Raw genomic sequence first — 24436 nt, 5'->3', positions numbered from 1 at the left:
TCGGACCCGGAGTGGTCGGACACGGGGCGTTCAGACACGGACGCGGTGCTCATCGCGGGCCTCCTCCGGCGCTCGCAGCGGGGTCGGGACGGGCTGCTCCGCCGGGGCCTCCGGCGCGGGCGCGGACGGCTCGGCGTCCCGCAGCGCGTCGGCCAGCAGGTTCAGCGCCCCGACGGTCAGCATGATCAGTGCGGTGGGCACGGCCGGGGCCCACGGCTGCTGGGCCAGGAAGCCCAGGTCGCTGGCGAGCATCCCGCCCCAGGTCGGCGCGGGCGGCTGGACGCCGATGCCGAGGAAGGTCAGCGAGGCGACCGTCAGCAGCGCGGTGGCCAGCGCGTGCGCCGTGGTCACCGCGACCGTCGGCAGCACCTTGCGCCACACGTGGGTCCGCAGCACGGTCAGCCGCCCGGCGCCCATCAGCTCGGCGGCCTCCACGTACTGGGCCCGGTCCAGGCCGAGCGCCGCCGCCCGGGTGACCCGGAAGAACAGCGGGGCCAGCAGCACGCCCAGGGCCAGCATCGCCTGGTGCAGCCCGTTGCCCAGGACGCCGACCGCGGCGATCGCGAACAGCGTGAACGGCAGCGTCATCAGGGCGTCCACGGCGCGCAGCGAGACCCAGGCCAGCGGGGCGGAGAACCGCACCGAGGCCAGCCCCGGCAGCACGCCCAGCAGCAGGGCCGTGCCGACCGCCTCGGCCGCCGCGGCCACCGACAGCCCGGTGCCGGAGAGCAGCCGGCTGAGCACGTCCCGGCCCAGGTAGTCGGTGCCCAGCAGGTGGCCGGCGCCCGGCCCCCGCAGCAGGTGCGCGGTGTCCTGGGCGAGCGGGTCGAGCGGGGCCAGCCGGCCGCCGAACACGGCCAGCAGCGCGACCGCGGCCAGCACCGCCAGCGAGGCCCGCACCACCGGGCGGCGCAGCGCCGCGCTCACCGCGCACCCGCCCCGGCCGGGCGCCGACGGGCGGCGGGGTTGAGCGCCAGCAGCCCGGCGTCCACCGCCAGGTTGGCGACCAGCACCACCGCGACGGTCACCAGCAGGGTGCCCTGGATCACCGGGACGTCGTGCTGCTCGGCGGCCTGGAGCGAGAGCTGGGCGATGCCCGGCAGGTTGAAGATCCGCTCGGTGACCACCGCGCCGCCGATCAGCATCGGCACGCTCATCCCGAGCACCGTCACCGCGGGCCCGGCGGCGTTGCGCAGCACGTGCCCGAACAGCACCCGGCGGCCGGACAGCCCGCGCATCGTCGCGCCGGTCGCCCAGTTCTCCCGCAGCGCGCCGACCAGCGAGGTGCGCAGCTGCCGGGCGATGCCCGCCGCCGCGTCCAGGCTCAGCGCCAGGGCGGGCAGCAGCGCGAACCGCAGCCACTGGCCCGGGTCCTGGCCCAGCGGCACGTAGCCGCCCGAGGGCAGCAGCCGCAGCTGCACCGACACCAGGGTGATCAGGCCGATCGCGACCACGAACGCGGGCAGCGTGCCCAGCAGGGTGCACAGCGCGGTCACCGACCGGTCCAGCCGGCTGCCCGGGCGCAGCGCCGCCGCGATGCCCGCGGCGGCGCCCAGCAGGACGGCGAACAGCAGGGCCAGCCCGGCGATCGACAGGTCCACCGGCAGGGCGGCCGAGATCGAGTCCGCCACCGGCAGGGTGGTGAACCAGGACCGGCCCAGGTCGCCGCGCACGGCGTGCCCCAGCCAGCTGCCGAACTGCGCCCACAGCGGCCGGTCCAGGCCGAACTCGTGGTTCATCCGGGCGATGTCGGCGGGCGTCGCGGTCTCGCCGAGCACCGCCGCCGCCGGGTTGGCGTCGGAGACCGCGCCGAGCGCGAAGGTGAGCAGCGAGGAGAGCAGGAACACCGTGACGGCGGAGGCCAGCACCCGCCCCAGCGACCGGGGCGCCCGGGCCGTCCGGCGCACCACCCACCCGGCGGCCCGCGACCGCGGGCCCGCCGCCGGGAGCACCGCGCTCACGCGACGCTCACCCCCTCGAAGCGCTGCACCACGGTGAACGCCGGGATCGGCGACACCGACTTCCGCCGGGCCAGCAGCCGCGGCACGCTGTACAGGAACACGTTCGGCATCGTCCGCACCGCCAGCGCGGTCGCCGCCTGCAACGCCTTCGGGTAGTCCGGCGAGTCCAGCGGCGTGCGCGACACCTGCTGCACGGCGGCCAGTAGCTCGGGCGGCGTGCTGCGGCCCGGGTTCATCAGCCCCTGCTCGCCGAACAGCACCTGGAACGCCTGGGCGGCCGAGTCGCGGCCCGCGAACTGGTCGGTGAACAGCGCCCTGGAGTGCTGCACGTAGACGATCTGGGTGGCCTGCGCCGCCGGGATCACCTCGATCTGCGCCCGGATGCCGACCTCCTTCAGCTGCGCCTGCACCTGCTCGGGCAGGCCCTGCGCGGCGGTGGTGGTCAGCGTCAGGTCCACGCCGTCCGGGTGCCCGGCCTTCGCCAGCAGCGCCCGCGCCTTGTCCGGGTCGTAGCGGAACAGGTCGGCCGAGCCGGCGTCGTAGCCGACGTAGCCCTTCGGGAACGGCTGGTAGTTGACCTCGCCGTGCCCGAACAGCTGGGTCTTCACCAGCGCCTCGCGGTCGATCGCGTACTTCAGCGCCTCCACCACGTCCGGGTTGTCGAACGGCGCCTTGGTGGTGTTGAGGTCCAGCACCGCCACCACCAGCGACGGGATCTCCTGCACCTCCAGCCCGGCCGCCTTGGCCGCCTCGACCTGGCTGCCGGGGATCTGCGCGACGTCGAACTGCCCGGACTGCAGACCGCTGACCACGGTGGCGGCGTCCGGCAGCGGGTAGACCTCGAAGTTCTCCAGCCCGATCGACCCGGCGTCCCAGTAGTGCGGGTTGCGCCGCAGCACGGCCTTGCTGTTCTGGACGTAGGAGACCAGGCTGAACGGGCCCGCGCCGGCCGGCTTGGAGGCCAGCGCCGCGGGGTCCGACTCGAACGACTTCGGGTTCACCACCAGGCCGGTCTTGCCGGCCAGCAGGTTGGGCAACTGGTAGTCGGGCGAGGCGAGTTCGATCACCACGGTGGTGGCGTCCGGGGCCAGCACCTGCTTGACCTGGGTCAGTTGGGGGGCGACCAGCGACTTGGGGTCGGTGCGGCCGCGGTCCAGGCTCTTCTTCACCGCGGTGGCGTCCAGCGGCGTGCCGTCCTCGAAGACCAGCCCGGGGCGCAGGGTGAAGGTCAGCTTGGTGCCGTCGGCGTCGTACTTCCAGTTGGTGGCCAGCGCGGGGACGGCCTTCCCGCTCTGGTCGAGCTTGGTCAGACCGGCGTACACCAGGGAGAGCACGTGCACGTCCCAGCCCGCCGAGGAGAACACCGGGTCCCACGAAGTGGGCAGCGCCCAGCCCCACTTGAGGGTGCCGGAGCTGCCGGACGCGCCGGTCTGCGCGACCGTGGCGCCGCCGCACGCGGCCAGGGCGAGGGCGGCTCCCGCGCCCAGGCCGAGGCCGAGGAAGGAACGTCTGGCGAGGGGGGAGGAGGGCAGGGCGGAGCTGGTCATGGGCGTGCGTCACCTTTCACGGCGCGGCGGGTGCCCGGACGCAGGCGTCGACGCGGGGGGACCGCGGACGGCGGGGAACGGGCACGACGGCGCGACAGGGCACCGGCAGGGGGAGGGGGCGGCAGCCGCCGCCGCCCGGTCACGGGCGGGACGGAGCCTGGCAGGAGGAGGAGGCCCGGGAACGGCGGCCGGGGCCTGCCGCACGGCGCGGGACGGCCGTGTTCCGGGAGCGCGGGCGGACGGTGCCGCCGGCGCGGAGGGGGGCACTCAGAGACAGAGATCGCTGCTGGTGCGCCGGAAGTCCACGTAGCGGCACACCACGTTGGGGTGCGTCGAAAGCATGCCGCCATCCTGTCGGGCGGGCGGGCCCGGTGTCAATGGACACCAAAAGGTGTCCCATTGGGTGGCGGGCCGCCGGGGCGGCTGCGGGGTGCGGTGCGAGCCGCCAATCGCACCGCAGCGGAAGGAAACTGACGGACCGTCGGGCAGCGGAGGGTGAGCTGCGGTCCGATCGGCGGTCGCGCCGGGCGTCTCGTGATCCGGGAAGAGGTGTCTCACATGGTGGGAAACGGTGATTCGGAGGCCGGGTGGCGGAGGGCCCCGGGGCCGGGGTTCAGGGCGCGGGGAGGAGCGGGGAGACGGCGGCCTCCTCCGGCGACAGGTACAGCGGGCCGCCCGCGGTGGCGACCGTCACCGCGCCGTCCGGCGGGCCGTCCGGCGACTCCGGCGCGGTCAGGCTCCGGTAGCGGCGCAGCAGCTCGGCCGGATCGGGGCGCTCCTCCGGCCTCCCCGCGGGCAGGTCCGGGCACACCGCCCGGGCCGCCGCCAGGTACTCCGCCGACGGACGCCAGCCCGGGACCACCCGGCACCCCGCCGGGCCGCGGAACAGCAGCGTGGGCAGGGCGTAGCGGCGGCCGTCCGCGATCTCCTTCGCCCCGCCCGGGTGCGGGCCCGACCCGCGCAGCCCCACCACCTCCGGGCGCGGCGCCCGGGTCTCGGCCCGGTCCCGGGCCACCCGCTCCCGCACCGGCGCCGAGGCCGCGGCGGACGCCAGCGCCGCCGCGTCCAGGCCGGGCACCCCGCGCAGCGCCCCGGCGATCCGCTCCGGGGTGTCGGCCGGCTCGCCCCGGACGAACGCCGACTCGCGCAGCCGCCGCAGCACCCGCTCCGCCACCTGCGGCCCCTGCTGCTCCGCCGCGGCGGCGGCCAGCGAGGCGGGCCAGCTGCTCGCCGCGACCCAGCGCAGCCGGGCCGGTCGCGGCGCGCCCGTGTGCGCCGACACCCGGGCCACGAACTCCCCGTACCAGGCGGCCTCCGCGGCCGGGTCCGGCGCCGGGTCCTCGTCGTCGTCGAACAGGATGCCGAACACCCGCCGGTGCGTGGCGGCCCCGGCCAGCACCCGGCGCAGCGCCCGCAGCACGGGCTCCGACCCCCAGGCCCACGGACAGAACGGGTCGGTGAACTCGACGACTTCGAGCGCGCTCTCGCGCGCGGGCCCGCCCTCCGGCCGGACGGCCTCCGGCCCGGTGTCCCGGCCGGTCACACCGCCTCCGCGACCGGCCGGGGCAGCGGGCGTCCGGAGCGGCGGACCAGCGCGGCCACGGTGGTGCCCGCCAGCACCTCCCCGGTGCGTTCCTCGACCTCGCGCCAGATCCCCGGCAGCGCGTCCGCCGGGCCCGGGTAGGCGAGCCCCGCCAGCGGTTCGCCGCGGAGCGTGATCAGTTCGCCGTCCACGGCGCGCACCACGTCGAGCAGCGTGATGTCCGAGGCCGGGCGGCCCAGCCAGTAGCCGCCCTCGCAGCCGCGCTGGCTGCGGACCAGGCCGGCCCGGCGCAGGTCGCCGACGACGGACTTCAGGAACCGGAACGGGATCTCCTGGGACGAGGCGATCGCCTCGCAGGTGAGCGGACGCCCCGTGTCGCAAGCCAGCTCGACCAGTGCGCGGGCGGCGTAGTCCGCCTTGGCGGAAATATGCATACCCCGAAGTATCCACCGGGCCGGGCGATCATCAAGTCCCGTCCGGGGCCGCCGGTCCGGCGTCCGGCCGAAAGGACACCTCTTGACATCCTTTTCGGGCCGCGCCTAGCGTTCCCCTCGTCCCGCGCACCCCGCGCACCCCGCCGAGCGTCTCCGTGGCCGCGACCGCGTTCCGCCGTCGCACCCGCCGCCGCACCCGCCGTCGCCGTGCCCGCCGCCGTCCGCCGGTGCTCCGTGCGCACCACCGCCGTCCACCTCCGGGAGAGCCCGTGTCCGCCGAACCGCACCGTCCCGCTCCGGCGCCCGCCGCGACCGCCGCGACCGACGGGGGTGGGCGGACCCGTGCCGGCGAGGGCTTCCACCCGCACCTGCCCGCGCCGGACGCCACCGGCCCGGACGCCGCCGTCCCGCTCCGCGCCCGCCTGCACCACATCCGGGCCGACGCGCTCGACGGCGACACCGCGCAGACCGGGGGGATGCGGCGGTTCGCGGCGATCAGCGGAGGCACCGTCGGCTCGGAGAAGCTCTGGATGGGCCAGACCCACGTCGCCCCCGCCACCGCCTCCTCCGACCACCACCACGGCGAGTCGGAGACCGCGATCCACGTGGTCAGCGGCCACCCCGAGTTCGTCTTCCTGGACCACTCCTCCGGCGAGCCGGTCGAGGTCAGGCTGCGCACCGGGCCGGGCGACTACATCTTCGTGCCGCCGTACGTCCCGCACCGCGAGGAGAACCCCGACCCGGCGCACGAGGCCGTGGTGGTGATCGCCCGCAGCACCCAGGAGGCGATCGTGGTCAACCTGCCGAGCCTGCACGCCGAACCGCCGACCGCGCCCTGACGGCTGCTCGGCACTCCCCACCGGACGGCGCGCCGCGCCGAAGGGCGCGGAACGGCGCCGGTGCTCAGCGCAGGACGGCGGAGAGCAGGTCGGCGCCGAGCATGGCGGTGGCGCCGAGGTCGAGCGCGTGATGGACGTGGCGGCCCCGGCGGCGGGCGGTGAGCAGGCCCGCGCGGCGCAGCACGGCGAGGTGGCGGGAGACCTCGGGCGGGGTGAGCTCCCAGGCGCGGGCGAGTTCGCCGGTGGTGTGCGGGCCGCGGGCCAGGGTGCGGACCAGCCGCAGCCGGACGGGGTGGGCCAGCGCCTCCAGGCGCAGGGCGACGGTGTCCAGCGGGACGGCCGCGGGGCGGTCGCCGTCCGCGGCCGGGTACTGGACGACGGGCTGCCAGCCCGGGGCGTACACCGCGACCAGGTGCGGATGCCCGAAGACGCTGGGCAGGAAGGTGACGCCGGCCGGGCCGGCCTGCGCGGCGGAGTCCTGGAGCTTGTCGAGGACCAGCGAGCCGCCGTCGGCCGTGAGCGCGATCGCCGTCGACACCTCGGCGAGCGCGGCGGGCAGGCCCTGACGGCGGCTCAGCTCGGTCTTGTCCCGGACGTCCCGGCCCAGGCGGGCGGCCAGCGCGGGCCACTCGGTGTCGAAGAACGCCTCCGCGCACCGCTCCAGGGTCTCCCGCAGCCGGGCCCGGACGGCCGGCGGATCGGCCAGCAGGCGCTCCGCGAACGCCTCCTGGACGGGGCCGCGGGCCTGCGCCCGGTCCAGCGCGTCGGCGCGGGCGGCCGGGTCGTGCAGCGGGGAGCGGCCGGCGAAGGTGCGCCGGTTCGAGCCGCAGGTGGTGACCAGCGCGGCGTGCGCGTACCGCTCGTCCCCGATCAGGTCGACCTGGTCCAGTTCGGCGGCCAGGGTGGCCCGGGGCCGGGCCGGCACCAGGAAGTCGGCCCGCGAGGACCGCCACAGGAACTCGGCCTCCCGCAGCCGCTCGGCCAGCTCGGGGCGCAGGCCCGCCCACACCCCGGCCGCCCACCCGGCCAGGTGCGGGTGGTGCTCCGGCGAGGCCAGCACGTGCAGCATCGCGGTCAGTTCGGCGAGCGGCGAGACGCCGAACCGGATGCGCTCCGGCGGCGTCCCGGCGAGATCGATGCGCAGGGTCACCCCCGCATTCTCGCTGTTCACGGCCGCGCCACCGGCACCGGTTGACGGAAAGCGTCAATCGACGTGACCGCGCCGCGCCCCCGCCCGCACCTTGGCGCCATGACCACCAGCCCCCCTGCCGCCCGCACCGACACGACCCGGCCGCCGACCCAGCCACCGCCGACCCAGCCACCGGCCCGCCCCTCGTCCCCGCTGTCGTCCCCGCCGTCGATCCGTCCGACGGTCCGGCAGCTCGTCCGGGCCGGCGGCGGGCCGCGCTACGCCGCCGCGCTGCTCGTCGACGCCCTCGGCACCGGCCTGCTGCGGCCGTTCCTGCTGCTGTACGGGATCACCGTGCTCGACCTCGGCACGGCCGCCACCGGCCTGGCGATGACCGGCGGCATCGTCGCCGGGCTGGCCTGCATGCCGGCGCTCGGGCGCTGGCTCGACCGGGGCGCGCGCAGCACGGCGGTGGCCGCGTCGATGCTGGTGCGGGTGCTGGGCGTGGCCGCGCTGCTGGCGGCGCCCACCGGCGGCGTCGCGCTGTTCACCGTCGCCGCGCTGTTCCTCGGCATCGGCAACCAGTCCTGGCCCGCCGCGCACGCCGCACTGGTGGCCTCGGTCGCCGAGGAGCACCTGCGGGACACCGTCCTGGCGGCCGCCCGGGCCGCCCGCAACGCCGGACTCGGTACCGGCGCGCTGCTCGCCACCGCCTGTCTGGCCGGCGGTCCCACGGCCCTGCGGGCGCTGGCCCTGGCCTCCGGGCTCGGCTTCCTCACGGCGGCGGCGCTGGCCCGCTCGGTCCGGGTCCGCGACGGGGCGGCGCGGCGGACCGCCCCCGCGGCGGACGGGGCGGCACCGCGGCTCGGGGCGCTCCTGCTGGCCAACGTGGTGTACGTGTTCTGCCTGAACGTGCCCGAAGTGGCGCTGCCGCTGGTGCTCGTGACCGTCCTGCACGCCTCGCCGGCCTGGCCGGCCGCGGTGTTCGTCGCCAACACCGTGCTGGTGGTGACCCTCCAGGTGCCCGTCACCGCGTGGGCGGCCGCCCGCTGGTCGCGGGCCCGGGTCCTGGTCCTGGCCGGGGCGGTGCTCGCCGCGAGCTACCTGGCGTTCCTGCTCGCCACCCCGTTCGGGCCGCTCGCCGTCGCCCTGGTCGCGGTGCCCTGCACCCTGGGCGAGATCCTCTACGCGGGCAGCGCCACCGCCCTGGTCACCGCCCGTACCCCGGCCCCCCGCCGCGGCCGCGCCCTGGCCCGCCTCCAACTCTCCACCGGCTTCGGCCTCGCGGTCTCCCCCGCCGTCCTCACCGCCCTCACCCCCGTCGTCCTCTGGCCCGTCCTCGCCGCCGCCACCCTCGCCGCCGCCACCCTCGTCCACCGCACCACCCCCGAAGCCCCCTGACCCCCCGCCGCCCCTCACCGGGCGGGGGCGGGGCGTGGGCGGGGGCGAACCCGGGCTCGACCGGCGTCCGGGCGTTCGTTTCCCGGGGCGGTCGCGGTGGGGGCCGGACGGTGTCGCGCAGTCATATCCGGTCATGATGCGATCAATAGGAGAAGTCGGTCCGGGTCGAACTGTTCGCCGCCCTACCTTGGTCGGCGGCACGAGCTGACGCGACGTCAGTTCGGCTGCCGATCCGAGGTGGAGAAACAGTGCTGAGAAGCCCGCGTCCGCCCCTTCCGATCCGTCGAGCCCGTCGAGTCCGCCCGTCGCGCGCCGCGCTGGCCGCGGCGCTCACCACCGCCCTGCTGCTGCTCGGACCGGGCGGCACCGCCCCCGCGAGCGGCCGGACCGCCGACACCGCCGCCGTCGCCGAGACCGCCACCGCCGAGACCCCCGCCGAGACCCCCGCCGAGACCGCCGCCGCGGGGTCGACGCTGGTGAAGAGCGTGCGGAACGCCACCCACCCCGGCGCCGCCACCGCCGAGCACGGGGACACCCTCGACTGGACCGTCCAGTACGAGAACCGGACCCCCGGGGACGCCGCCGCCCCCGCCGCGGTGACCGACCCGATCGCCGGTGCCGGGGCGGGCCAGAGCTACGTCCCCGGCTCGCTGCGGGTGCCGCCCGGGTGGACGCCGTCCTGGTCCACCGACGGCACCACCTTCGGGCCGACCGACACCGGCGCGGCCACCGTCGCCGTCCGGGCCGAGAACCCGGTCGCCCGGGCCGGCGGCACCGAGCTCTCACCGCTGCTGCTCGCCCCCGTCCAGCCCACCGCCCAGGCCACCGGCGGCGACGGCTACACCCCCGTGCTGTACCGGACCCCCACCGGGGAGGTGCAGGCCTGGAACATCTACCACCACGCCGCCCCGGCCGCGTCGAAGGTGGTGTGCAGCAGCCTGACCACCGGTCAGCCCTGTACCGGCGGCCCCTGGCCGCGCCCGCTGAACACCGCGACCGGACCGCTCGGCAGCGGCGCCACCGGCGACCTCGGCAGCCCGCTCACCTCCAAGTACGTCCTCGACCCGCAGCAGCCCAACCTGCTGTACTACCCGGCCACCACCGCGACCGGCGTCGGCATCGGCTGCCTCGACCTGGCCGCGCACGCCAACTGCGGCTACACCGCCCTGGCGGCCAACGGCACCGCGCCCAGCAGCGCCAACAACCTCGCCGGACTGGCCCGGGTCGGCGACGCGCTGTACGCGGTCGCCAGCACCGGCCAGGTGCTCTGCCTGTCGCTGCCCGGCCGCACCCCCTGCCCCGGCCAGCCGTACGCCCCGATCGTCGCCCCCAACCACGACCTGCCGAACACGCCCGCCGCGCTCTACCAGGGCGGCCTGACCGCCGTCGGCGACAAGGTGTTCGCCTCCTCCGCGCCGCAGGCCGGCGGCTCCAGCGCGGCCGGCCCGCCCGCCCTCGGCTGCTTCGACACCACCACCCGCGCGGTCTGCGCCGGCTGGAGCACCCCGCACCCCGCCGGACCGACCTCCGGCTACTACACCTACGACGCCTTCACCGCGTACGACACCGCCGGACACCCCGACGGCGTCTGCACCAGCACCGTCGGCGGCGCCACCGTGCTGACCACCTGCTACGCGGTCGACGGCTCGCCGCTGCCCGCGCCCGGCATCCTGTCGGCGTTCAGCGGCGGCACGCTGACCTTCGACCCCGAGACCGTCACCACCGACAGCGGGACGCGCAGCTACTTCCCGGCCTGGGGCGGCACCGGCGGCAACGGCAGCACGCTCTGCTACGACTGGACGGCCGCCGCGCCCTGCGCCGGCTTCCCGCTGCCCGCCACCCACCCCAGCGCCAACGGCGGCGTCACCCGCGACTACGGCTACGCCTACGACAGCACCACCCGCTGCCTGATCGGACTCGGCGACGCCGGCGTGCTGTTCTCGATGGACCCGGCCACCGCCGCCAGCCCCTGCCTGCACAGCGGCGCCACCGTCACGCTCAGGCCCGCCGACTTCTACTGCGACGGCGGCAGCGGCCACGTCCGGTCCTACACCCGGGCCCGGCTCACCGGCCTCGACCTCACCCACGTCGACCCGACCGCCTCCCGGGTCCTGGTCACTGACCCCGACGGCACGCCCGTCACCACCCCCGGCCTCGCCCCCGACGGCACCGTCGACCTGTCCGGCGTCGACCCCGCCGCGCACCCCGCGCTCACCGTCACCGCGCAACTCGTGCTCACCACCACCGGGGACTTCACCGCGGACAACCACCCGATGCTGGTCGTCGAGTACCGCGGCGACGCGCCGCAGGTCTGCTTCCGCACCACGGTCGCCGCCGACTGCGCCACCACCTCCGTCGGCAACACCGCCACCGGCACCGACGCGACCGGCGCGCTCACCTCCAACACCGTCACCGTCCCCGTCGCGCCCGGCGAGGGCTGCCAACCCCGGGTCAGCGTCCAGAAGGAGATCTGCGGCTCCGCGAACTCCCGCGACTGCGCCCCCGGCGGACCCGGGCCCTGGGCCAAGACCAGCCCGGTCGGACTGCTGGGCCTGCTCGGCACCGCGCACTGGCGGATCACCGTCACCAACGCGGGCCCGGTCGACGCCGCCGCCGTGACCGTCAACGACCCCACCACGCCCGCCTGTCGGAGCGCCGCCGGCACGTTCGCGCTGCCGGCCGGGAGCAGCCGCCAGGTCTACTGCGACTCGCTGCTGCTGGCGCTGCCGGTGAAGAACACCGCGTCCGCCGGCTTCGTCGCCGCGAACGCGCCCGCCGGGACCGTCCCGACCACCACCGCGCCGTCCGCGGCGGTGGCCTGCTCGCTGCTGTGCCTCCTGGCGGTGCCCTAGCCGGAACCGAACCCGCCACGGCCGGCCGGCCGCCGGGCACCCCGCCCGGTGGCCGGCCGGCCGACCGTTCGCGGTCCCGGGGGTTCTGCTGAGGGCAGAGCGGTACGGCCCGTCCGGCGGACGTGCGGTGCCTAGGCTTGGGGGATGAGAACTCATGCGTCGGACACCCAGGCCCGCGTCGTCCCGCTGCGCCCGCCGCAGGCGCCGGAGCGCAGGGAGCCGCTGCTGCGGGACGTGGTGGGCGGCGTGCTGCGACGCGAACGGCTCACCCAGGGGCGGACGTTGAAGGACGTCGCGGAGGCGGCCCGGATCTCGGTGCCGTACCTGTCGGAGCTGGAACGCGGCCGGAAGGAAGCCTCCTCCGAGGTGCTCGCCGCCGCCGCCCGGGCGCTCGGCCTGGGGCTCGGGGACGTCCTCTCGCTGGTCCAGCGGGACCTGGTCGCGCTGCACGGCACCGCCGCCCGGGGCCGGACCGCCACCGCGACCGCCACCGCGACCGCGGGCCGCTACGGCGGGCTCTGCTTGGCGGCCTGAGCGGCCGCAGGGTCGTACGCCGTACGCCCGGGCCCGGAAGCGGTTCCCCCACCGCTTCCGGGCCCGGGCGTACGGGCGCGTACCGCCTCAGGAGGCGGGGACGCGGCTGCTCAGCACCCGGTCGGCCAGGCCGTACGCGACGGCCTCCTGCGCGCTGAACACCTTGTCGCGGTCCATGTCGGCGCGCAGCGCGGCCACCGGGTGACGGGTGTGCCGGGAGAGCACCTCCTCGACCTGGGTGCGGATCCGCAGCACCTCCTTGGCGGCCAGGCTCAGGTCGGAGACGGTGCCGCGCTGTCCGCCGCTGGCGGGCTGGCCGAGCAGCACCCGGGCGTGCTGGAGGACGAAGCGCCGCCCCGGGTCGCCGCCGGCCAGCAGCACGGCCGCGGTGGAGGCGGCCTGGCCGACGCAGTAGGTGGCGATCGGGCACTGCACGAACGTCATCGCGTCGTAGATCGCCATCAGTGAAGTGAACGACCCGCCGGGCGAGTTGAGGTAGAGGGCGATCTCCTGCTCGGGGCCGGCGGCCTCCAGGTGCAGCAGCTGGGCGATCACCACGTTGGCCACGCCGTCGTCGATCTCGGTGCCGAGGAAGACGATCCGCTCGCTGAGCAGCCGGCTGAACACGTCGTAGGAGCGCTCGCCCTGGGCGGTCCGCTCGATCACGTAGGGAATCGGGTAGGAGGCCATGTCACAGCCCCGCCCGTCGACGGGACGCGGCCGTGCCGATGTCGGCGAGCGACTCCAGCACCTGGTCCACCATCCCGTACTCGCGGGCCTGTTCGGCCGTGAACCAGCGGTCCCGGTCGCCGTCCCGGGCGATGGTCTCCGGGCTCTGCCCGGTGTGCTCGGCGGTGATCCGCTCGATGGCCTGCTTGGTGTACTCCAGGTTCTCCGCCTGGATCGCGATGTCGGACGCGGTGCCGCCGATGCCCGCCGAGGGCTGGTGCATCATGATCCGCGCGTTGGGCAGCGCGAACCGCTTGCCGGCCGCGCCCACCGTCAGCAGGAACTGCCCCATGCTGGCGGCGAACCCCATCGCCAGGGTGGAGACGTCGTTCGGGATCAGCCGCATGGTGTCGTAGATCGCCAGCCCCGCCGTGACCGAGCCGCCCGGGCTGTTGATGTACAGGCTGATGTCGGCGCGCGGGTCCTCGGCCGAGAGCAGCAGCAGCTGCGCGCAGACCCGGTTCGCCGACACGTCGTCGACCTGGGTGCCGAGCAGGACGATCCGGCGGGCCAGCAGCAGCGCCGCCAGGTGGTCGTCGAACGGGTTGGGCGGGGTGTCGCCCTCCTCCGCCCGGGGGCGGAGGGCACGGAGTGGAGTCATCGGGTCTCCCGGTGGTGACGGAGGGTCGGTGACTCCACTGTTGCCCGCCGCGGGCCCCCGGCGGACGCCGCTCTGCCCGCCGCAGATTCGCTGCGGGCAGAGGCGGCCGGGAGCGGCCCCCCCGGCCGGTCGGTCGGTCGGTCGGTGCCGGTCGGTGCCGGTCGGTGCCGGTCGGCGGTGCTCGGCCGTGCTCAGGGGCGGGCCGCGAGGCGGTGCAGGTCGGCGGCCAGGCGGTGCAGGTGGTGGCGGGTGGCGTCGAAGTGGTGGTGGTCGGCCGGGACGGCGGGGGCCAACGCGGTGTCCACCGTCCGCTCCACCTCGTCGATCAGCGCGGCCCAGCGGGCGGTCGCCGCCTGCCGCCACGGCGGCTCGCGCCGGGCCCGTTCGAACTCGGCCCGGGCCGAGGCGAGTTGCAGGTGCGGGGCGCCACCGCCGCGGGGGCGGGGCGGGGCCAGCGCGAGGGCGGTCTGCTCGACGGCGGCGGCCAGCCGGCGGGCCACCGCGAGCTGCCGGTGGCGGTGCGGGCCGAGCAGCTCGCAGGCGAGCACCGCGGCCAGGCAGCCGATCGCGCAGCACGCCAGGTTGGGCAGCAGCAGCGGCAGGCCCGGGTCGCCCGCGATCTGGGTGACCATCAGCACTACCGTGGCCAGCGCCGCCGCCTGGTACAGGTAGCCGGTGCCGGACAGCGCCGGGACCAGGCCCGCCGCCAGCGCCAGCACCGCCAGCAGCGCCCCGTCCGGCCCGGCGCAGGCCAGCACCAGCCCGCTGCCCAGCAGGCCCAGCGCGGTACCGCAGAACCGTTCCAGCGCACGCCCGGTGACCGGGCCGACGTCCGGACGGCAGACGAAGACCACGTTCAGCACCGCCCAGTACGGGTGCGGCAGTTCCCAGTACGCCGCCGCCGCGCCCGCCAGCAGCAGCGCCAGGCCCACCCGCAGGCCGCACAGCCAGGACTGCGGGTCCGCCAGCACCGCCCGGGCCGCCGCCCGCCGACGGCCCGGGTGCCGGCGGTCCGCCCGCCCGCCGGCGGACCCGACCGGCCCCGGCGCCACCGCGGACCGGGCCGCCCGCAGCAGCCGCGCCTCCAGCGGGCCGCAGGCCGGCGGCCACGCCCCGTCCGACGCCGGGCGGCCCGCCGCGACCCGCTCGGCCTCGGCGCGCAGCCGCCCGCGCAGCGCCGGACCGGCGGCCAGCCCCCGGGCCCCGGCCGAGGAGGCCGTCTCGGCGAGGGCCAGCAGACCCGGCAGGTGCCGGGCCAGCAGCGCGCCGCCGCCGACCGCGCCGGTGTGCCGGGCCTGCTCCAGCGCGTCGTGCAGCGCGCGCCGCCGCGCCGTCCCGGCCGGGCCCGCCGCGTCCGGCTCCAGCACCGCCGCGCAGCCCGCCAGGCACCGGGCCAGCAGCGCCCGTTCGGCCCGGCCCCGGAAGAACGGGCGCCCGGCCAGCGCCAGCACGACCACCGACAGGCCGCCCAGCAGCATCAGCGCGGGCGGCAGCCAGAGCGGCCCCGGCAGCGGCAGGTCCCGGGCCACCGCGGCGTCCATCAGCAGGACCATCGCGCCGAGCGAACCCTCCGGGCCCAGCCGGGCGAGCACCCCCGCCGCCACCCCCAGCGCGGGCAGCAGGTACGGCTCACCCGCCCGCCCCGCAGCCGTCAGCGCGGCGAACGCCCCCACCACGCCCAGCAGTTGGGGAAACAGCATGGTGATCGCCCGGTGCCGGTAGGCGGCGGCCACATCGGTCAGCACCGCCGAGAGCGCGCCCATGGCCACCATCACCCCCTCGGCGGGCCGCCCGGCCCACAGGCCCAGCCCGGCCGGGGCGGTCACCGCCGACAGCGCGCGCCAGGCCGCCGGCGAGACGGCGGGCCGCCGCCGGGGGGCGCAGGTCTGCCGCACCCAGGGCAGCAGCCGTCCCGCCCCCGGCGCCCGGGACGGAGCCCGCTCCGGGCGGGGCCGGGTCTGCCGCCCCCGGGGCAGCGGAAAGTCGGACCGGAGCGTGCGGTGACGCCCGTGTCGAAGTGTTGACATGCCGCACATGCAAGGCGACGCCCCACCGCCGCCGACCCGCCGCCACCGCCGTGCTGCGCCGCCTGGAGGCGGGATTTCGCTTGGCCGGGGGAGCACCCGTGACCTCCCGGTGTCGCCCGGATGGAGCGCGTGACCTCCGCCGCGCCGCCACCCGCCCCGACCGCGGGAGGGGCCGTTCCGGCGGGACGTTTCTGCCCGTGGCGGCCGGACCGGGGACGGTCTCGAGGATCTTCCCGCCGCCGTCTGCGCCCGCCGTTACGCTGACGCCATGACGAAGCGTCACCTCGGCAGGGCGACAGCGGCCCTGCTCCTCGCGGGCACCGCCGTCGCGTGCGGCAGCAGCACGGAACGCACCGGGTCGGCCGACATCGCCGACTCCGCCGGGCCCGGCGCGTTCGCCGTCCCCGCGGGGCTCACCGCCACCTGCGGACTCCTCGGCTACGGCTCCTTCTCCGACACCCTGGGAACGCCGACCGGCACGAACACCCTCGGCGACACCGTCTCCGGCACGGACCGGGAGAAGACGGTCGACTGCCGGCAGGACGTCGCCCACCAGGCGAACGGCGCGGCCGACCTCTCGAAGCCCCAGGGCACGGTCGAGACCCAGTTGGCGTTCTGGCGCGACGTCGACACCGCGAAGTCCCAGTTCCCGGCCGAGCGGACCGTGGCCCGCGACCAGCTCGCGAAGGACGCGGCCACCACCCCCGTGCCGGGCGTGGGGACCGAGGCGTTCCGCTACCTCAACAAGGAGTCCATCGGGACGGCCGGCACCTTCGTGCTGGTGGTGCGGCAGAGCAACCTGATCCTCACCGTGCAGGTGACCGCCCTCGGCGCCACCCCGTTCACCGACCGGCAGCGCACGGAGATCTTCGACCGGATGGCCGACCACGCGAAGGCGGCCCTCCCGGTGGTCCGGCGCGCCGCCACGGCACCGGCCGGTTCCTGAGGGCCCGTCCGGCGGCCCCGGGCGGATTGCGCGCGGACCGGCCGGGTAGCCGCGAGGGCGAAGCACCCGACCCGAAGCACCCGACCCGGGGAGACGCCGATGACCGCACACCGCGAACCCGCACCGGACGGGCGGGGCCGCCCGGACGCCGAGGGCGACCGCCGCTACGGCGACCGGGCCGCCGACGTCCGGCCCGCCCGGGAGCACGACCCGGACGTCCACGGCCCGCAGGAGGGCTACGACGCGACCGCCGACGCCGCCGAGCGCACCGGCACCGACGCTCCCGACGCCGACGCCGACGCCGACGGACGCTGACGCCGACACTGGCGGACGCCGACACCGACGCCCCGCGCGGCCCGGGACGGGCTCGGCCGGGCCGCTCAGGCGGGGGCGGGCGGCTCCTGCGGCTGGAGGTCGAAGACCCGGTCGGCGCCGACCACCTCCAGCAGCCGCATCACGTTGGCCGAGGGGCGGGCCAGTTGCAGGACGGCACCGGTGTGCCGGGCGGTCCGGCGGGCGTCGAAGAGCAGGTTCAGGCCCGCGGAGTCCATGAAGGTGACCGCGGCGAGGTCGACGGTGACCAGGGCGGGCGCGTCGAACTGGGCGGAGGCGAGGGCGGCCCGCAGCCGGGGCACGGTGTGCAGGTCGAGTTCGCCGTAGCAGGTCAGCTGGGGGCCCAGCGGACTGTTCTGCCGGGTGACGGTGAACGACACGGGGTTTCCTCTCGGCCGGGGCGCGGACGCGGCAGCGAGCGTACCGGCCGCACGAGGCCCCGGGCAGGGCGCAGGCGGCACCGCCCCGCGCCGCGCGCACGCCCCGCCGCCCGTACGTGTGGCCGGCCGCGCGTCCGCTGCCGGGGGCGGGGACGTGTCGTACCGCCGTTCGGTCGACGGGACGGCGCGGTTGGTCCGTCCGGTGGTGATCCTGGCGGTAGGACGGGGCCCGCAGCCGGCCGCCGGGGCCTCCTCGCGCTGCTGCGCGCCGCCCGGGCGGTCGACACTCCGGACGACGGCCGCCGTGCCCGGTCTCCGGCGCCTGGCGCACCGGCCTCCGACACTGCCTCGCCGAACGCCGCCGGGAACTGCTCCCGACCGGCACCGTCGCGCGCCGGGGCGCCGGGGCGCCCGGTCGCCCGCCGTCCCACCGCCGCCGCGGGCAGCCCTGGCGCTGCGCGCCGGTCGGTGGCTGCCCTGGCGATGCGGACCTCCGTGCGGTGACCGGCGCGGTCGGTGCCGGAGCCGGTCCCGTGCTCCGCGCGGTCGGGCTCAGAGGTCGATGACGACCTTGCCCCGGACGTGCCGGTCGGCCTGGAGCTCGACGGCGGCCCGGACCCGGTCGATCGGGAAGGTCGCCGCGACGGGCACCCGCAGCCTGCCCGCCGCGACCAGGCGGGCGATCTCCTCCAGGGCGCCGGGGGCGGCGTTCGCGCCGTTGGCGGCCGTCACGCCGTCGACCTGCGCGGCGATGGTGCAGATCCGGCCGTCCGGGACGCCGAGTTCCCGCGCCACGTCCACCGTGTCGGTCCCGTGCAGGTCGAGCGCGGCGGTGACGCCGCCGGGGGCGAGGGCGCGGACCCGTTCGGCCAGGCCGTCGCCGTAGGTGACCGGCTCGGCCCCGAGGCCGCGCAGGTGGTCGGCCGACGCCGCGGACCCCGTCCCGATCACGCGCGCCCCGGCGAGGCGGGCCAGCTGGACGGCGAACACGCCGACCCCGCCGCCGGCGCCGCCGATCAGGACGGTGTCGTCCGGGCCGGGGGCGATCGCGGCGAGGGCGGCGGACGCCGTGCGGCCCGCGATGGTGAGGGTGGCGGCGGTGCGGTCGTCGACGCCGTCGGGGGTGCGGTGGGCCTCGTCCGCCGCGGTCTCCCCGGAGGGGGTGACCAGCACGAAGTCGGCGACCGCCCGGGACAGGGCGCCCCCGAACACCCGGTCGCCGGGGGCGAAACCGCTGACGCCCTCGCCGACCTGGTCGACGACGCCCGCGTAGTCGGTGCCGAACCCGACCGGGAGGGTCAGGCCGAAGCGGGCGGCGGTGTCCGCGTCGGAGGTCATGAACCAGTCCATCGGGTTCAGTCCGGCCGCGGTGACCCGCACCCGGACCTGCCCCGGCCCGGCCTGCGGTGCCGGGACCTCCCGGACGTGCAGGTGCTCGGGGCCGCCGAAGGAGTCCATCCGTACGGCCCGGCCGCCGGTCGCGGGTGCTCGGTCGGTCTGTGTCTGCATGTGCGCCATGTGCGCCGTCTCCTCGATGGTGAAGGTCGCCGGTGGAGGGAGGATCGAAACGGACTATGCTCCGTTTACATGAGTGACCGTAACAGAAACGGAGCACGTTCCGTTTCTTCCGGGGCGGAGACCCGCCCGCCGCGGGCGGACGCGGCCCGCAACCGCGACCAACTGCTCGCGGCGGCGACCCGGGTGTTCATGTCGGCCGACGAGGAGCCCCCGATGCGCGCCATCGCCCGGGAGGCCGGGGTCGGCATCGCCACGCTCTACCGCCACTTCCCGACCCGCGAGTCGCTGGTCGACGCGGTCTACCAGGACCAGGTCGAGCGGCTGACCGGCGGCGCCCGCGAGCTGCTCGGCCGACTGCCACCCGCGGCGTCGATGCGGTGCTGGATGGACCTGTTCGGGGACTGGACGGCCGCCAAGAACGGCATGCTCGACACCCTGCGGGCGATGATCGAATCGGGTCGGATCGCCCACACCGGGACCCGGGCCGAGCTGCTGACGGCCATCACCACGATCCTCGACGCGGGCCGCGCGGCGGGCGACCTGCGCTCCGACGTCGCGGCCGAGGACATCGCCGCCGCCCTCATCGGCATCTTCACCGTCGCCCCCCGCCCCGAGCGGGAAGACCTGGCCGCCCGCCTGCTGGACCTGCTGATGGACGGCCTGCGGCCCGCCGCCCGGACGCCCTGAGACCGGTCCCGGTCCGGTCCGGTCCCGCGCGGCGGCTACGGGACGAGCCTCGGGCGGGCCCCGCCGTCCGTCCGGTCCGCGGCGGGCCGCTCCGGGCCGCTCCGGCGGGCGGGGGAGCCCCGGCCGGGCTCGTCCGGGCGCGGTGGCCGGGCCGTCGGCGGGGGGCGGTCGCCGGTCAGGACGGCGCGGTAGAGCGACTGGAGTTCCGCGCCGGGGGCGGCGCCCAACTCCTCGGCCAGGCGGCGCCGGACGGTGCCGTAGCGGTCCAGCGCCTCCGCGCTGCGTCCGGCCGCGTGCAGGGCCTGGATCAGCACGTGCTCCAGCGGTTCGGCCAGCGGGTACTCGGCGGTGAGGTCGGGGACCGCGGAGATCACCGCGCCGGGGCGGCCGAGCCGGAACTCCGTCCGCGCCCAGCGCACCGCCGCGTCCAGCCGCCGCCGGTGCCAGCTCGCCCGGACCTGCGCGGCCCACTCGCCCGCGAGACCGGCCAGCGGCTCCCCCCGCCACAGGCCCAGGGCCTCGGCGAGCTCCGCGGCCCCGGCCTCGTCGTCGTGCTGCCGGTCGGCGCCCTGCTCGACCAGCCGGCGGAACCGGTGCAGGTCCACCAGTTCGGGGTCGACGTCCAGCACGTAGCCCGCGTGCCGGCGCTCCAGCCGGGCCGCGGTCCCGCCGCCCGGGACGGCGGTCTGCCGCAGCAGCCCCCGGATCCGGCTCAGGTGCGCGTACAGCACCGGCCGGGGGTGGGCGGGCGGACGGTGGCCCCAGACCCGGTCGACGAGCGTCTCGATCGCGATCGGCCGGCGGGCGTCGACCAGCAGCGCCGCCAGGACCACCTGCTGCCGCGGCGTCCCCACGTCGAGCGGCCCGTCCGCCGACCGCACCTCGATCTCGCCCAGCAGCCGGAAGTCCACATGTACCCCCCAGGTGATCAACGCGTGATCGGCGGCGCGCGCGAAGCGCCCGGCTGCCCATGCTGGCTGCCCCGCAAGGCGGCCGCAAGGTCGGTGCACAGGCCACCGCGCCAGGGTGGGACGCCCCGGCCGCCGACCACCCGGAACCCGCGGTCGCCCCCCACGGCCGCACCCCCACGGAGGAGACCACCATGCGGACACCCCTTCCCCGACGGCCCGACCGCCCGGGCCGCTCGGACAGCCCGGGCCGGACCGGGCGCGCCCGGTTCACCCCCGCCGCGCTGGCGGCGGCCCTCGCCTGCGTGCTCTTCGCGGCGCTCGCCCCCACCCCCGCCCAGGCGGACGAACCCACCCGCTACGAGCTGGTCAACGCCCGGACCGGGCTGCGGGCCGACGTCATGTGGGCCCCGGCCGCCCCGTACACCGGCGTCTTCCTGTGGCCGGACAACACCAGCGCCTCCCAGGAGTACGAGCTGCTCGACAGCGGGAACGGCTACTTCCGGATCAAGGCCCGGCACTCCGGCCAGTGCCTCATGCTCGACTGGCGCTCGGGGACCTACGCGAACGGCACCCCCGTCCTCCAGTACCCGTACTGCGACGCGGGCTACGCCCCGGCCGAGTGGACCACCGCCTGGGTCGGGCACACCTGTACCTGCTTCCCCACCACCATGCTCCTGAAGAACCGGGCCACCGGCCGGTGCCTGGACGCCGCCGCGCCGTCCGGCACGCCCGCCCAGCAGGCCGCCCTCCAGCAGTGGGACTGCATCACCGCCGACGACGCGTGGAACACCGGCAACCAGAGCTGGAACCTCCTCCAGCTCAACAACCTCCCCGTCGTCAACTAGTGCCGCGTCAGGCCGCCTGCGCCCGCCGGGGGACCGGCGGGCGCAGGCGCGTGCGTGGTGGCGCGGGCCCGGGCCCTACGGGGCCGGGCTGCCGGTGGTGGTGATCTCCGCGGCGCTGGTCCACGGCCCGCGGTTGCCGGCCTCGGTCAGGGCGCGCAGCCGCAGGTAGCGGCCGCTCTTCGCGGTGAACTTCACCGACTTGAGGGCGGCGGTGTCGGCGAAGCTCCCGGTGGCGACGGGTGTGCCCCAGGAGGTGGTGCTGTCGGAGACGTAGACCTCGTAGGAGCCGATCCGGCCGTTGACGCCGCCGTCCTGCCGGGGCAGGTAGCCGAGGCCGTCGACGGAGTAGCGGGCGCCGAGGTCGATCCGGATCTCGTGCGGGAGCGGGGCGGGGGTGCCGGACCACTGGGTGTGCCAGAGGGTGGCGGAGCTGCCGTCGATCGCGTGGGCGGCGGCGCCGTTCTCGTTGGCGGTCTCCTGGCTGTCGGCCGAGACCACCTTCCAACCGGCCTGCGGGATCGGGCCGCTGCCGCCGACCGGGGTGCCGGTGGGCAGGGTCAGGCCCTTGGCGGTGACGGTGAACGCGCCGGTGACGGCGTGGTCGCCGGCCTTGATCCACAGGGTGCCGGAGCGGTCGGCGGGGTCGAAGTACCAGCCGGTGGCGGCGGACTGGTAGGCGGCCTTGCCGCTCAGCTTCGGCAGCGCCGTCCCGCCGACCGTGACGCCGCTCGGCGCGCCGGCCGCGTGCACGGTGAACTCGTAGGCTCGGCTGGCGAGTTGACCGGTGTAGCTGCCGTTCGCCGCGCCGACCGCGAGGGTGACGTCGCCGGTGCCGGAGTTCGGCGCGGTGACGTCGACCCGCTGCCGGGAGGAGGCGCCGTTCCGGTAGGCGCGGGTGGTGCCGTCGTCCTCGTACAGGGTGAAGGAGGAGGTGCCGCGCGGGTAGACGTCGTAGGTGAGGGTGGAGACGGGCTTCTCGCCGGTGTAGTTCATCTGCGGCCACATCGGCACCGCCGCACCGGACTTGACGAACAGCGGCAGTGTGTCGAGCGGGGCGCTGTAGCCGTTCAGCCAGCCGGGGCCGGTGTAGACCTTGCCGGTCCAGTAGTCGGTCCAGCTGCCGGCCGGCAGGTAGATGCCGTCGCGGACGCTGGTGTCGCTGACCACGGGGGCGACCAGGAAGGAGTCGCCGGCCATGAACTGGCCGCTGGTCCGGTTGTCGCGCGCCACCGGGTCGTCGGGGTACTCCAGCACCATGGCGCGGGTGGAGGGCACGCCGGTGTCGGTGGCCGTCCGGCTCATGGTGTACAGGTACGGCATCAGCCGCATCTTGAGCTGCAGGTACGTGCGGTTGATCGACAGGTACGGGTCGGCGTACCGCCAGGGCTGCTTGTCGTTGTAGCCGGCCGACGGGTTGGTCGCGCCCCAGCCCGACATCGTCATGAACGCCGGGGTGAACGCCTTCCACTGGAGGTCGCGGACGTACGTCTCGGGGCTGCCGGCGAAGATGCCGTCCACGTCCCCGGAGGCGTAGTTGAGGCCGGACAGGCCGGCGCCCGCGATGGACGGGACGTGCCAGCGCATGGCGTCCCAGGTGCCGGAGGTGTCGCCGGTCCAGACCACGGCGTTGCGCTGGGTGCCGGCCCAGCCGTCGACGGTCCAGACGAAGCGGCGGGCGTCGGAGTTGTTCTCGATGCCCGCGACGGCCTGGTTGACGCCGGTGAAGGCGGTCTTGTAGCCGCCGCCGATCCAGGCCACGTCGGTCTTGACGGCGCGCGAACCGGCCGTCCCCACCTCCCAGTTGATGTTGTTCAGGCCGGTGGAGGTCCACAGGCCGGTGTGGACGCCCCGGGCGGCCAGGCCGGAGACGGTGCCGGGCAGGTCGGTGTAGCCGCACCCGTAGCCGTCGTTGGGCAGGAACCAGCCGGAGGGCATGTCGGCGGCGCGGGCGTCGGTGGCGTAGCCGACCGCGTCGGGGGTGGTCTGGTGGCGCAGCCGGTCGTGGTCGCCGCTGTAGGCGGGGTTGGAGGCGTTGAAGCAGTCGGCGTTGCCGAGTTCGAGGCCCCAGATCGGGGCGAGGAAGGGCTTGCCGGTGACGTCGGTGTAGGCGTTCAGGACGTCCTTGAGCGAGTTCCCGGCGAAGTACCAGGCGTCGAAGCGCTGTTCGTTGTGGGTGAGCCGGGTCGGCGCGCCGAAGTCGTAGCTGCCCGGGGCCCAGGTGTTGCGCATCACCCCGTAGCCGTTGGTGGACATGTAGAACGGGGCCGGGCTGGCGTTGCTGTTCTCGGTCCAGGAGTTGGTCACGGCGACCGGGACGGTCCGGTCGCGCAGCGCCCAGTCGCCCAGGTGCAGGCCGGTTCCGTAGAACTGCTCGTCGGCGCCGCGGCTCAGGTACTGGGTGGTCTGGCCGGTGGTCCAACTGGTCGGCTGGGACTCGGCCCAGAGCAGGGTGGCGTTGTCGGCGCGGTAGAGCGCGAAGGTGAGCGGCGCCTTGGTGATCCGCAGCGAGATCGCGGAGGTGCCGATCCGCCAGTAGCTCCCGGCGTCGGTGAGGGTGGCGGTGACGGCGCCGAAGGCGGTGGTGGTGGCCAGGTCGGTGCCGGCCGGGTCGTCGGTGAACGCGCCGTTCGGGCTGAGCCAGATCCGGAAGATGTCGGCGCGGGCCAGCTGGACCCGGGCGGCCGCACTGCCGGAGGTGGTGACGGTGAAGGTGTTGCCCGAGCGGGTGACGGCGGTGGCGTTCCCGGCGGTGGCGGCGTGGGCGGCCGGGGCGGGGCCGAGGGCCGCGAACAGGGCCGCGACGGTCAGCAGGACGACGGAGAGCACGAGGGAGCGGCGCCCTCCGCTGCCGGGCCTGGGCAGCGGGGGGCGCGGGACGGAACGCATCGGTGGATGCCTCCTCGGTGGTGATCGGGGGCGGTGGAGGGTGACCGCGGGGCCCCGGACCCGGCGCGAGGCGGCCGGGCGGACCTGCGGGACGCTGCGCTGTGCTGTCGACCGGACGGGGCGTCAGGCCCCGCCGAGCGGAGCGGGGTCGGGAGCTCCGCCGGTTCGCCGGTGGGCCGGGTTTGACCGGTGTACATCGCAGCAGCAGGCTGACGTGACGTCAAGTGATCGATGAGGCGCAGTTTCGAACATCTTCGCGCAGAACGCGCAGTCGGGATGCGCGGAACGGCGCGCAACGGCGCACAACGGCCGCAGGAGGGTGCGGGGGAACGG

At 76.4% G+C, this 24436-nt stretch carries 21 protein-coding genes; 8 read left to right on the top strand and 13 right to left on the bottom strand.

What is annotated here, in order from left to right; translation table 11 throughout:
- Nucleotides 1-30 precede the first annotated feature (30 nt).
- The 5 genes from ACIQVD_RS13070 to ACIQVD_RS13050 all read right to left on the bottom strand — a co-directional run bounded on the left by ACIQVD_RS13070 (nucleotide 31) and on the right by ACIQVD_RS13050 (nucleotide 5485).
- Nucleotides 31-927 (bottom strand): ABC transporter permease, encoded by an 897-nt coding sequence (locus ACIQVD_RS13070; RefSeq protein WP_100839115.1) that lies wholly within the window; start codon nucleotides 925-927, stop codon nucleotides 31-33.
- The gene (locus ACIQVD_RS13065) at nucleotides 924-1961 is read right to left on the bottom strand and encodes an ABC transporter permease (RefSeq protein WP_400684396.1); all 1038 of its coding nucleotides are present in this window, start codon (nucleotides 1959-1961) and stop codon (nucleotides 924-926) included. Before ACIQVD_RS13065 ends, ACIQVD_RS13070 begins: the two co-directional genes overlap by 4 nt.
- Complete coding sequence (locus ACIQVD_RS13060) at nucleotides 1958-3508, bottom strand: ABC transporter substrate-binding protein (RefSeq protein ID WP_402288585.1); 1551 nt, start codon at nucleotides 3506-3508, stop codon at nucleotides 1958-1960. Before ACIQVD_RS13060 ends, ACIQVD_RS13065 begins: the two co-directional genes overlap by 4 nt.
- Nucleotides 3509-4121: 613 nt before the next feature.
- Entirely contained in the window at nucleotides 4122-5051 is a 930-nt protein-coding gene (locus ACIQVD_RS13055; protein ID WP_402288583.1) for a DsbA family protein, read from the bottom strand.
- Entirely contained in the window at nucleotides 5048-5485 is a 438-nt protein-coding gene (locus ACIQVD_RS13050) for an Rrf2 family transcriptional regulator (RefSeq protein WP_100839113.1), read from the bottom strand. The genes ACIQVD_RS13055 and ACIQVD_RS13050 overlap by 4 nt, the downstream gene beginning before the upstream one ends.
- 368 nt (nucleotides 5486-5853) lie before the next feature.
- On the opposite strand from ACIQVD_RS13050, the gene ACIQVD_RS13045 reads away from it, so the two are divergent.
- Nucleotides 5854-6324, top strand: coding sequence for a cupin domain-containing protein (locus ACIQVD_RS13045; protein ID WP_400685357.1), 471 nt, complete (start codon nucleotides 5854-5856; stop codon nucleotides 6322-6324).
- A gap of 64 nt (nucleotides 6325-6388) precedes the next feature.
- Here ACIQVD_RS13045 and ACIQVD_RS13040 read toward each other — a convergent pair whose 3' ends face one another.
- Nucleotides 6389-7474, bottom strand: coding sequence for a DUF5937 family protein (locus ACIQVD_RS13040; RefSeq protein WP_400684407.1), 1086 nt, complete (start codon nucleotides 7472-7474; stop codon nucleotides 6389-6391).
- 99 nt (nucleotides 7475-7573) lie between these two features.
- On the opposite strand from ACIQVD_RS13040, the gene ACIQVD_RS13035 reads away from it, so the two are divergent.
- The 3 genes from ACIQVD_RS13035 (at nucleotide 7574) to ACIQVD_RS13025 (ending at nucleotide 12240) form a co-directional block, all read left to right on the top strand.
- Nucleotides 7574-8854, top strand: coding sequence for an MFS transporter (locus ACIQVD_RS13035; protein WP_402288579.1), 1281 nt, complete (start codon nucleotides 7574-7576; stop codon nucleotides 8852-8854).
- A gap of 248 nt (nucleotides 8855-9102) precedes the next feature.
- On the top strand, nucleotides 9103-11706 hold the full coding sequence (locus ACIQVD_RS13030) for a hypothetical protein (RefSeq protein WP_402288577.1): 2604 nt from the start codon (nucleotides 9103-9105) through the stop codon (nucleotides 11704-11706).
- Between the two features lie 144 nt (nucleotides 11707-11850).
- The gene (locus ACIQVD_RS13025; protein ID WP_402288574.1) at nucleotides 11851-12240 is read left to right on the top strand and encodes a helix-turn-helix domain-containing protein; all 390 of its coding nucleotides are present in this window, start codon (nucleotides 11851-11853) and stop codon (nucleotides 12238-12240) included.
- A gap of 87 nt (nucleotides 12241-12327) precedes the next feature.
- Here ACIQVD_RS13025 and ACIQVD_RS13020 read toward each other — a convergent pair whose 3' ends face one another.
- From ACIQVD_RS13020 to ACIQVD_RS13010, 3 genes are all read right to left on the bottom strand, one after another.
- Nucleotides 12328-12930: a ClpP family protease gene (locus ACIQVD_RS13020; RefSeq protein ID WP_400684418.1), complete on the bottom strand. Its 603-nt coding sequence runs from the start codon at nucleotides 12928-12930 to the stop codon at nucleotides 12328-12330.
- 1 nt (nucleotide 12931) lies between these two features.
- On the bottom strand, nucleotides 12932-13570 hold the full coding sequence (locus ACIQVD_RS13015) for a ClpP family protease (protein WP_400684420.1): 639 nt from the start codon (nucleotides 13568-13570) through the stop codon (nucleotides 12932-12934).
- Between the two features lie 191 nt (nucleotides 13571-13761).
- On the bottom strand, nucleotides 13762-15465 hold the full coding sequence (locus ACIQVD_RS13010; RefSeq protein WP_402288572.1) for an FUSC family protein: 1704 nt from the start codon (nucleotides 15463-15465) through the stop codon (nucleotides 13762-13764).
- Between the two features lie 400 nt (nucleotides 15466-15865).
- Between ACIQVD_RS13010 and ACIQVD_RS13005 the strand changes: the two genes are divergently transcribed.
- Together ACIQVD_RS13005 and ACIQVD_RS13000 are read left to right on the top strand one after the other, a co-directional pair.
- Nucleotides 15866-16543: a hypothetical protein gene (locus ACIQVD_RS13005; protein ID WP_402288569.1), complete on the top strand. Its 678-nt coding sequence runs from the start codon at nucleotides 15866-15868 to the stop codon at nucleotides 16541-16543.
- A 99-nt stretch (nucleotides 16544-16642) separates the two neighbouring features.
- Entirely contained in the window at nucleotides 16643-16858 is a 216-nt protein-coding gene (locus ACIQVD_RS13000; RefSeq protein ID WP_402288567.1) for a hypothetical protein, read from the top strand.
- 65 nt (nucleotides 16859-16923) lie between these two features.
- Here ACIQVD_RS13000 and ACIQVD_RS12995 read toward each other — a convergent pair whose 3' ends face one another.
- Nucleotides 16924-17256 (bottom strand): STAS domain-containing protein, encoded by a 333-nt coding sequence (locus ACIQVD_RS12995; protein ID WP_400684432.1) that lies wholly within the window; start codon nucleotides 17254-17256, stop codon nucleotides 16924-16926.
- A gap of 552 nt (nucleotides 17257-17808) precedes the next feature.
- On the bottom strand, nucleotides 17809-18765 hold the full coding sequence (locus ACIQVD_RS12990; RefSeq protein WP_400685360.1) for an NADP-dependent oxidoreductase: 957 nt from the start codon (nucleotides 18763-18765) through the stop codon (nucleotides 17809-17811).
- 78 nt (nucleotides 18766-18843) lie between these two features.
- On the opposite strand from ACIQVD_RS12990, the gene ACIQVD_RS12985 reads away from it, so the two are divergent.
- Nucleotides 18844-19461 carry a TetR/AcrR family transcriptional regulator gene (locus tag ACIQVD_RS12985; RefSeq protein ID WP_400684435.1) on the top strand — a complete coding sequence of 206 codons (618 nt, stop codon included), beginning with the start codon at nucleotides 18844-18846 and terminating at the stop codon, nucleotides 19459-19461.
- Nucleotides 19462-19496: 35 nt separating this feature from the next.
- Here the strand turns inward: ACIQVD_RS12985 and ACIQVD_RS12980 are convergent, their stop codons facing one another.
- Nucleotides 19497-20393: a BTAD domain-containing putative transcriptional regulator gene (locus ACIQVD_RS12980; protein ID WP_402288564.1), complete on the bottom strand. Its 897-nt coding sequence runs from the start codon at nucleotides 20391-20393 to the stop codon at nucleotides 19497-19499.
- A 170-nt stretch (nucleotides 20394-20563) separates the two neighbouring features.
- Here ACIQVD_RS12980 and ACIQVD_RS12975 point away from each other — a divergent pair, with 170 nt between their 5' ends.
- Nucleotides 20564-21217: an RICIN domain-containing protein gene (locus ACIQVD_RS12975; RefSeq protein WP_402288562.1), complete on the top strand. Its 654-nt coding sequence runs from the start codon at nucleotides 20564-20566 to the stop codon at nucleotides 21215-21217.
- 75 nt (nucleotides 21218-21292) lie between these two features.
- Here the strand turns inward: ACIQVD_RS12975 and ACIQVD_RS12970 are convergent, their stop codons facing one another.
- Nucleotides 21293-24103: a TIM-barrel domain-containing protein gene (locus ACIQVD_RS12970; protein ID WP_402288560.1), complete on the bottom strand. Its 2811-nt coding sequence runs from the start codon at nucleotides 24101-24103 to the stop codon at nucleotides 21293-21295.
- Nucleotides 24104-24436: the final 333 nt, after the last annotated feature.

It is taken from the genome of Kitasatospora sp. NPDC090308, assembly GCF_044769485.1.
Taxonomy (GTDB): Bacteria; Actinomycetota; Actinomycetes; order Streptomycetales; family Streptomycetaceae; genus Kitasatospora; species Kitasatospora fiedleri.
Note: the sequence above shows the minus strand (reverse complement) of the source record. Positions and strands in the feature narration are given on the sequence as shown.

Excerpts from the sequence above, each read along its gene's own strand:
- ACIQVD_RS12990 (WP_400685360.1), bottom strand. The coding sequence starts at position 18,765 with ATGCAGACACAGACCGACCGAGCACCCGCGACCGGCGGCCGGGCCGTA.
- ACIQVD_RS13020 (WP_400684418.1), bottom strand. The coding sequence starts at position 12,930 with ATGGCCTCCTACCCGATTCCCTACGTGATCGAGCGGACCGCCCAGGGC.
- ACIQVD_RS13060 (WP_402288585.1), bottom strand. The coding sequence starts at position 3,508 with ATGACCAGCTCCGCCCTGCCCTCCTCCCCCCTCGCCAGACGTTCCTTC.
- ACIQVD_RS13000 (WP_402288567.1), top strand. The coding sequence starts at position 16,643 with ATGACCGCACACCGCGAACCCGCACCGGACGGGCGGGGCCGCCCGGAC.
- ACIQVD_RS13025 (WP_402288574.1), top strand. The coding sequence starts at position 11,851 with ATGAGAACTCATGCGTCGGACACCCAGGCCCGCGTCGTCCCGCTGCGC.
- ACIQVD_RS12985 (WP_400684435.1), top strand. The coding sequence starts at position 18,844 with ATGAGTGACCGTAACAGAAACGGAGCACGTTCCGTTTCTTCCGGGGCG.
- ACIQVD_RS13005 (WP_402288569.1), top strand. The coding sequence starts at position 15,866 with ATGACGAAGCGTCACCTCGGCAGGGCGACAGCGGCCCTGCTCCTCGCG.
- ACIQVD_RS12970 (WP_402288560.1), bottom strand. The coding sequence starts at position 24,103 with ATGCGTTCCGTCCCGCGCCCCCCGCTGCCCAGGCCCGGCAGCGGAGGG.
- ACIQVD_RS13015 (WP_400684420.1), bottom strand. The coding sequence starts at position 13,570 with ATGACTCCACTCCGTGCCCTCCGCCCCCGGGCGGAGGAGGGCGACACC.
- ACIQVD_RS12975 (WP_402288562.1), top strand. The coding sequence starts at position 20,564 with ATGCGGACACCCCTTCCCCGACGGCCCGACCGCCCGGGCCGCTCGGAC.
- ACIQVD_RS13035 (WP_402288579.1), top strand. The coding sequence starts at position 7,574 with ATGACCACCAGCCCCCCTGCCGCCCGCACCGACACGACCCGGCCGCCG.
- ACIQVD_RS13050 (WP_100839113.1), bottom strand. The coding sequence starts at position 5,485 with ATGCATATTTCCGCCAAGGCGGACTACGCCGCCCGCGCACTGGTCGAG.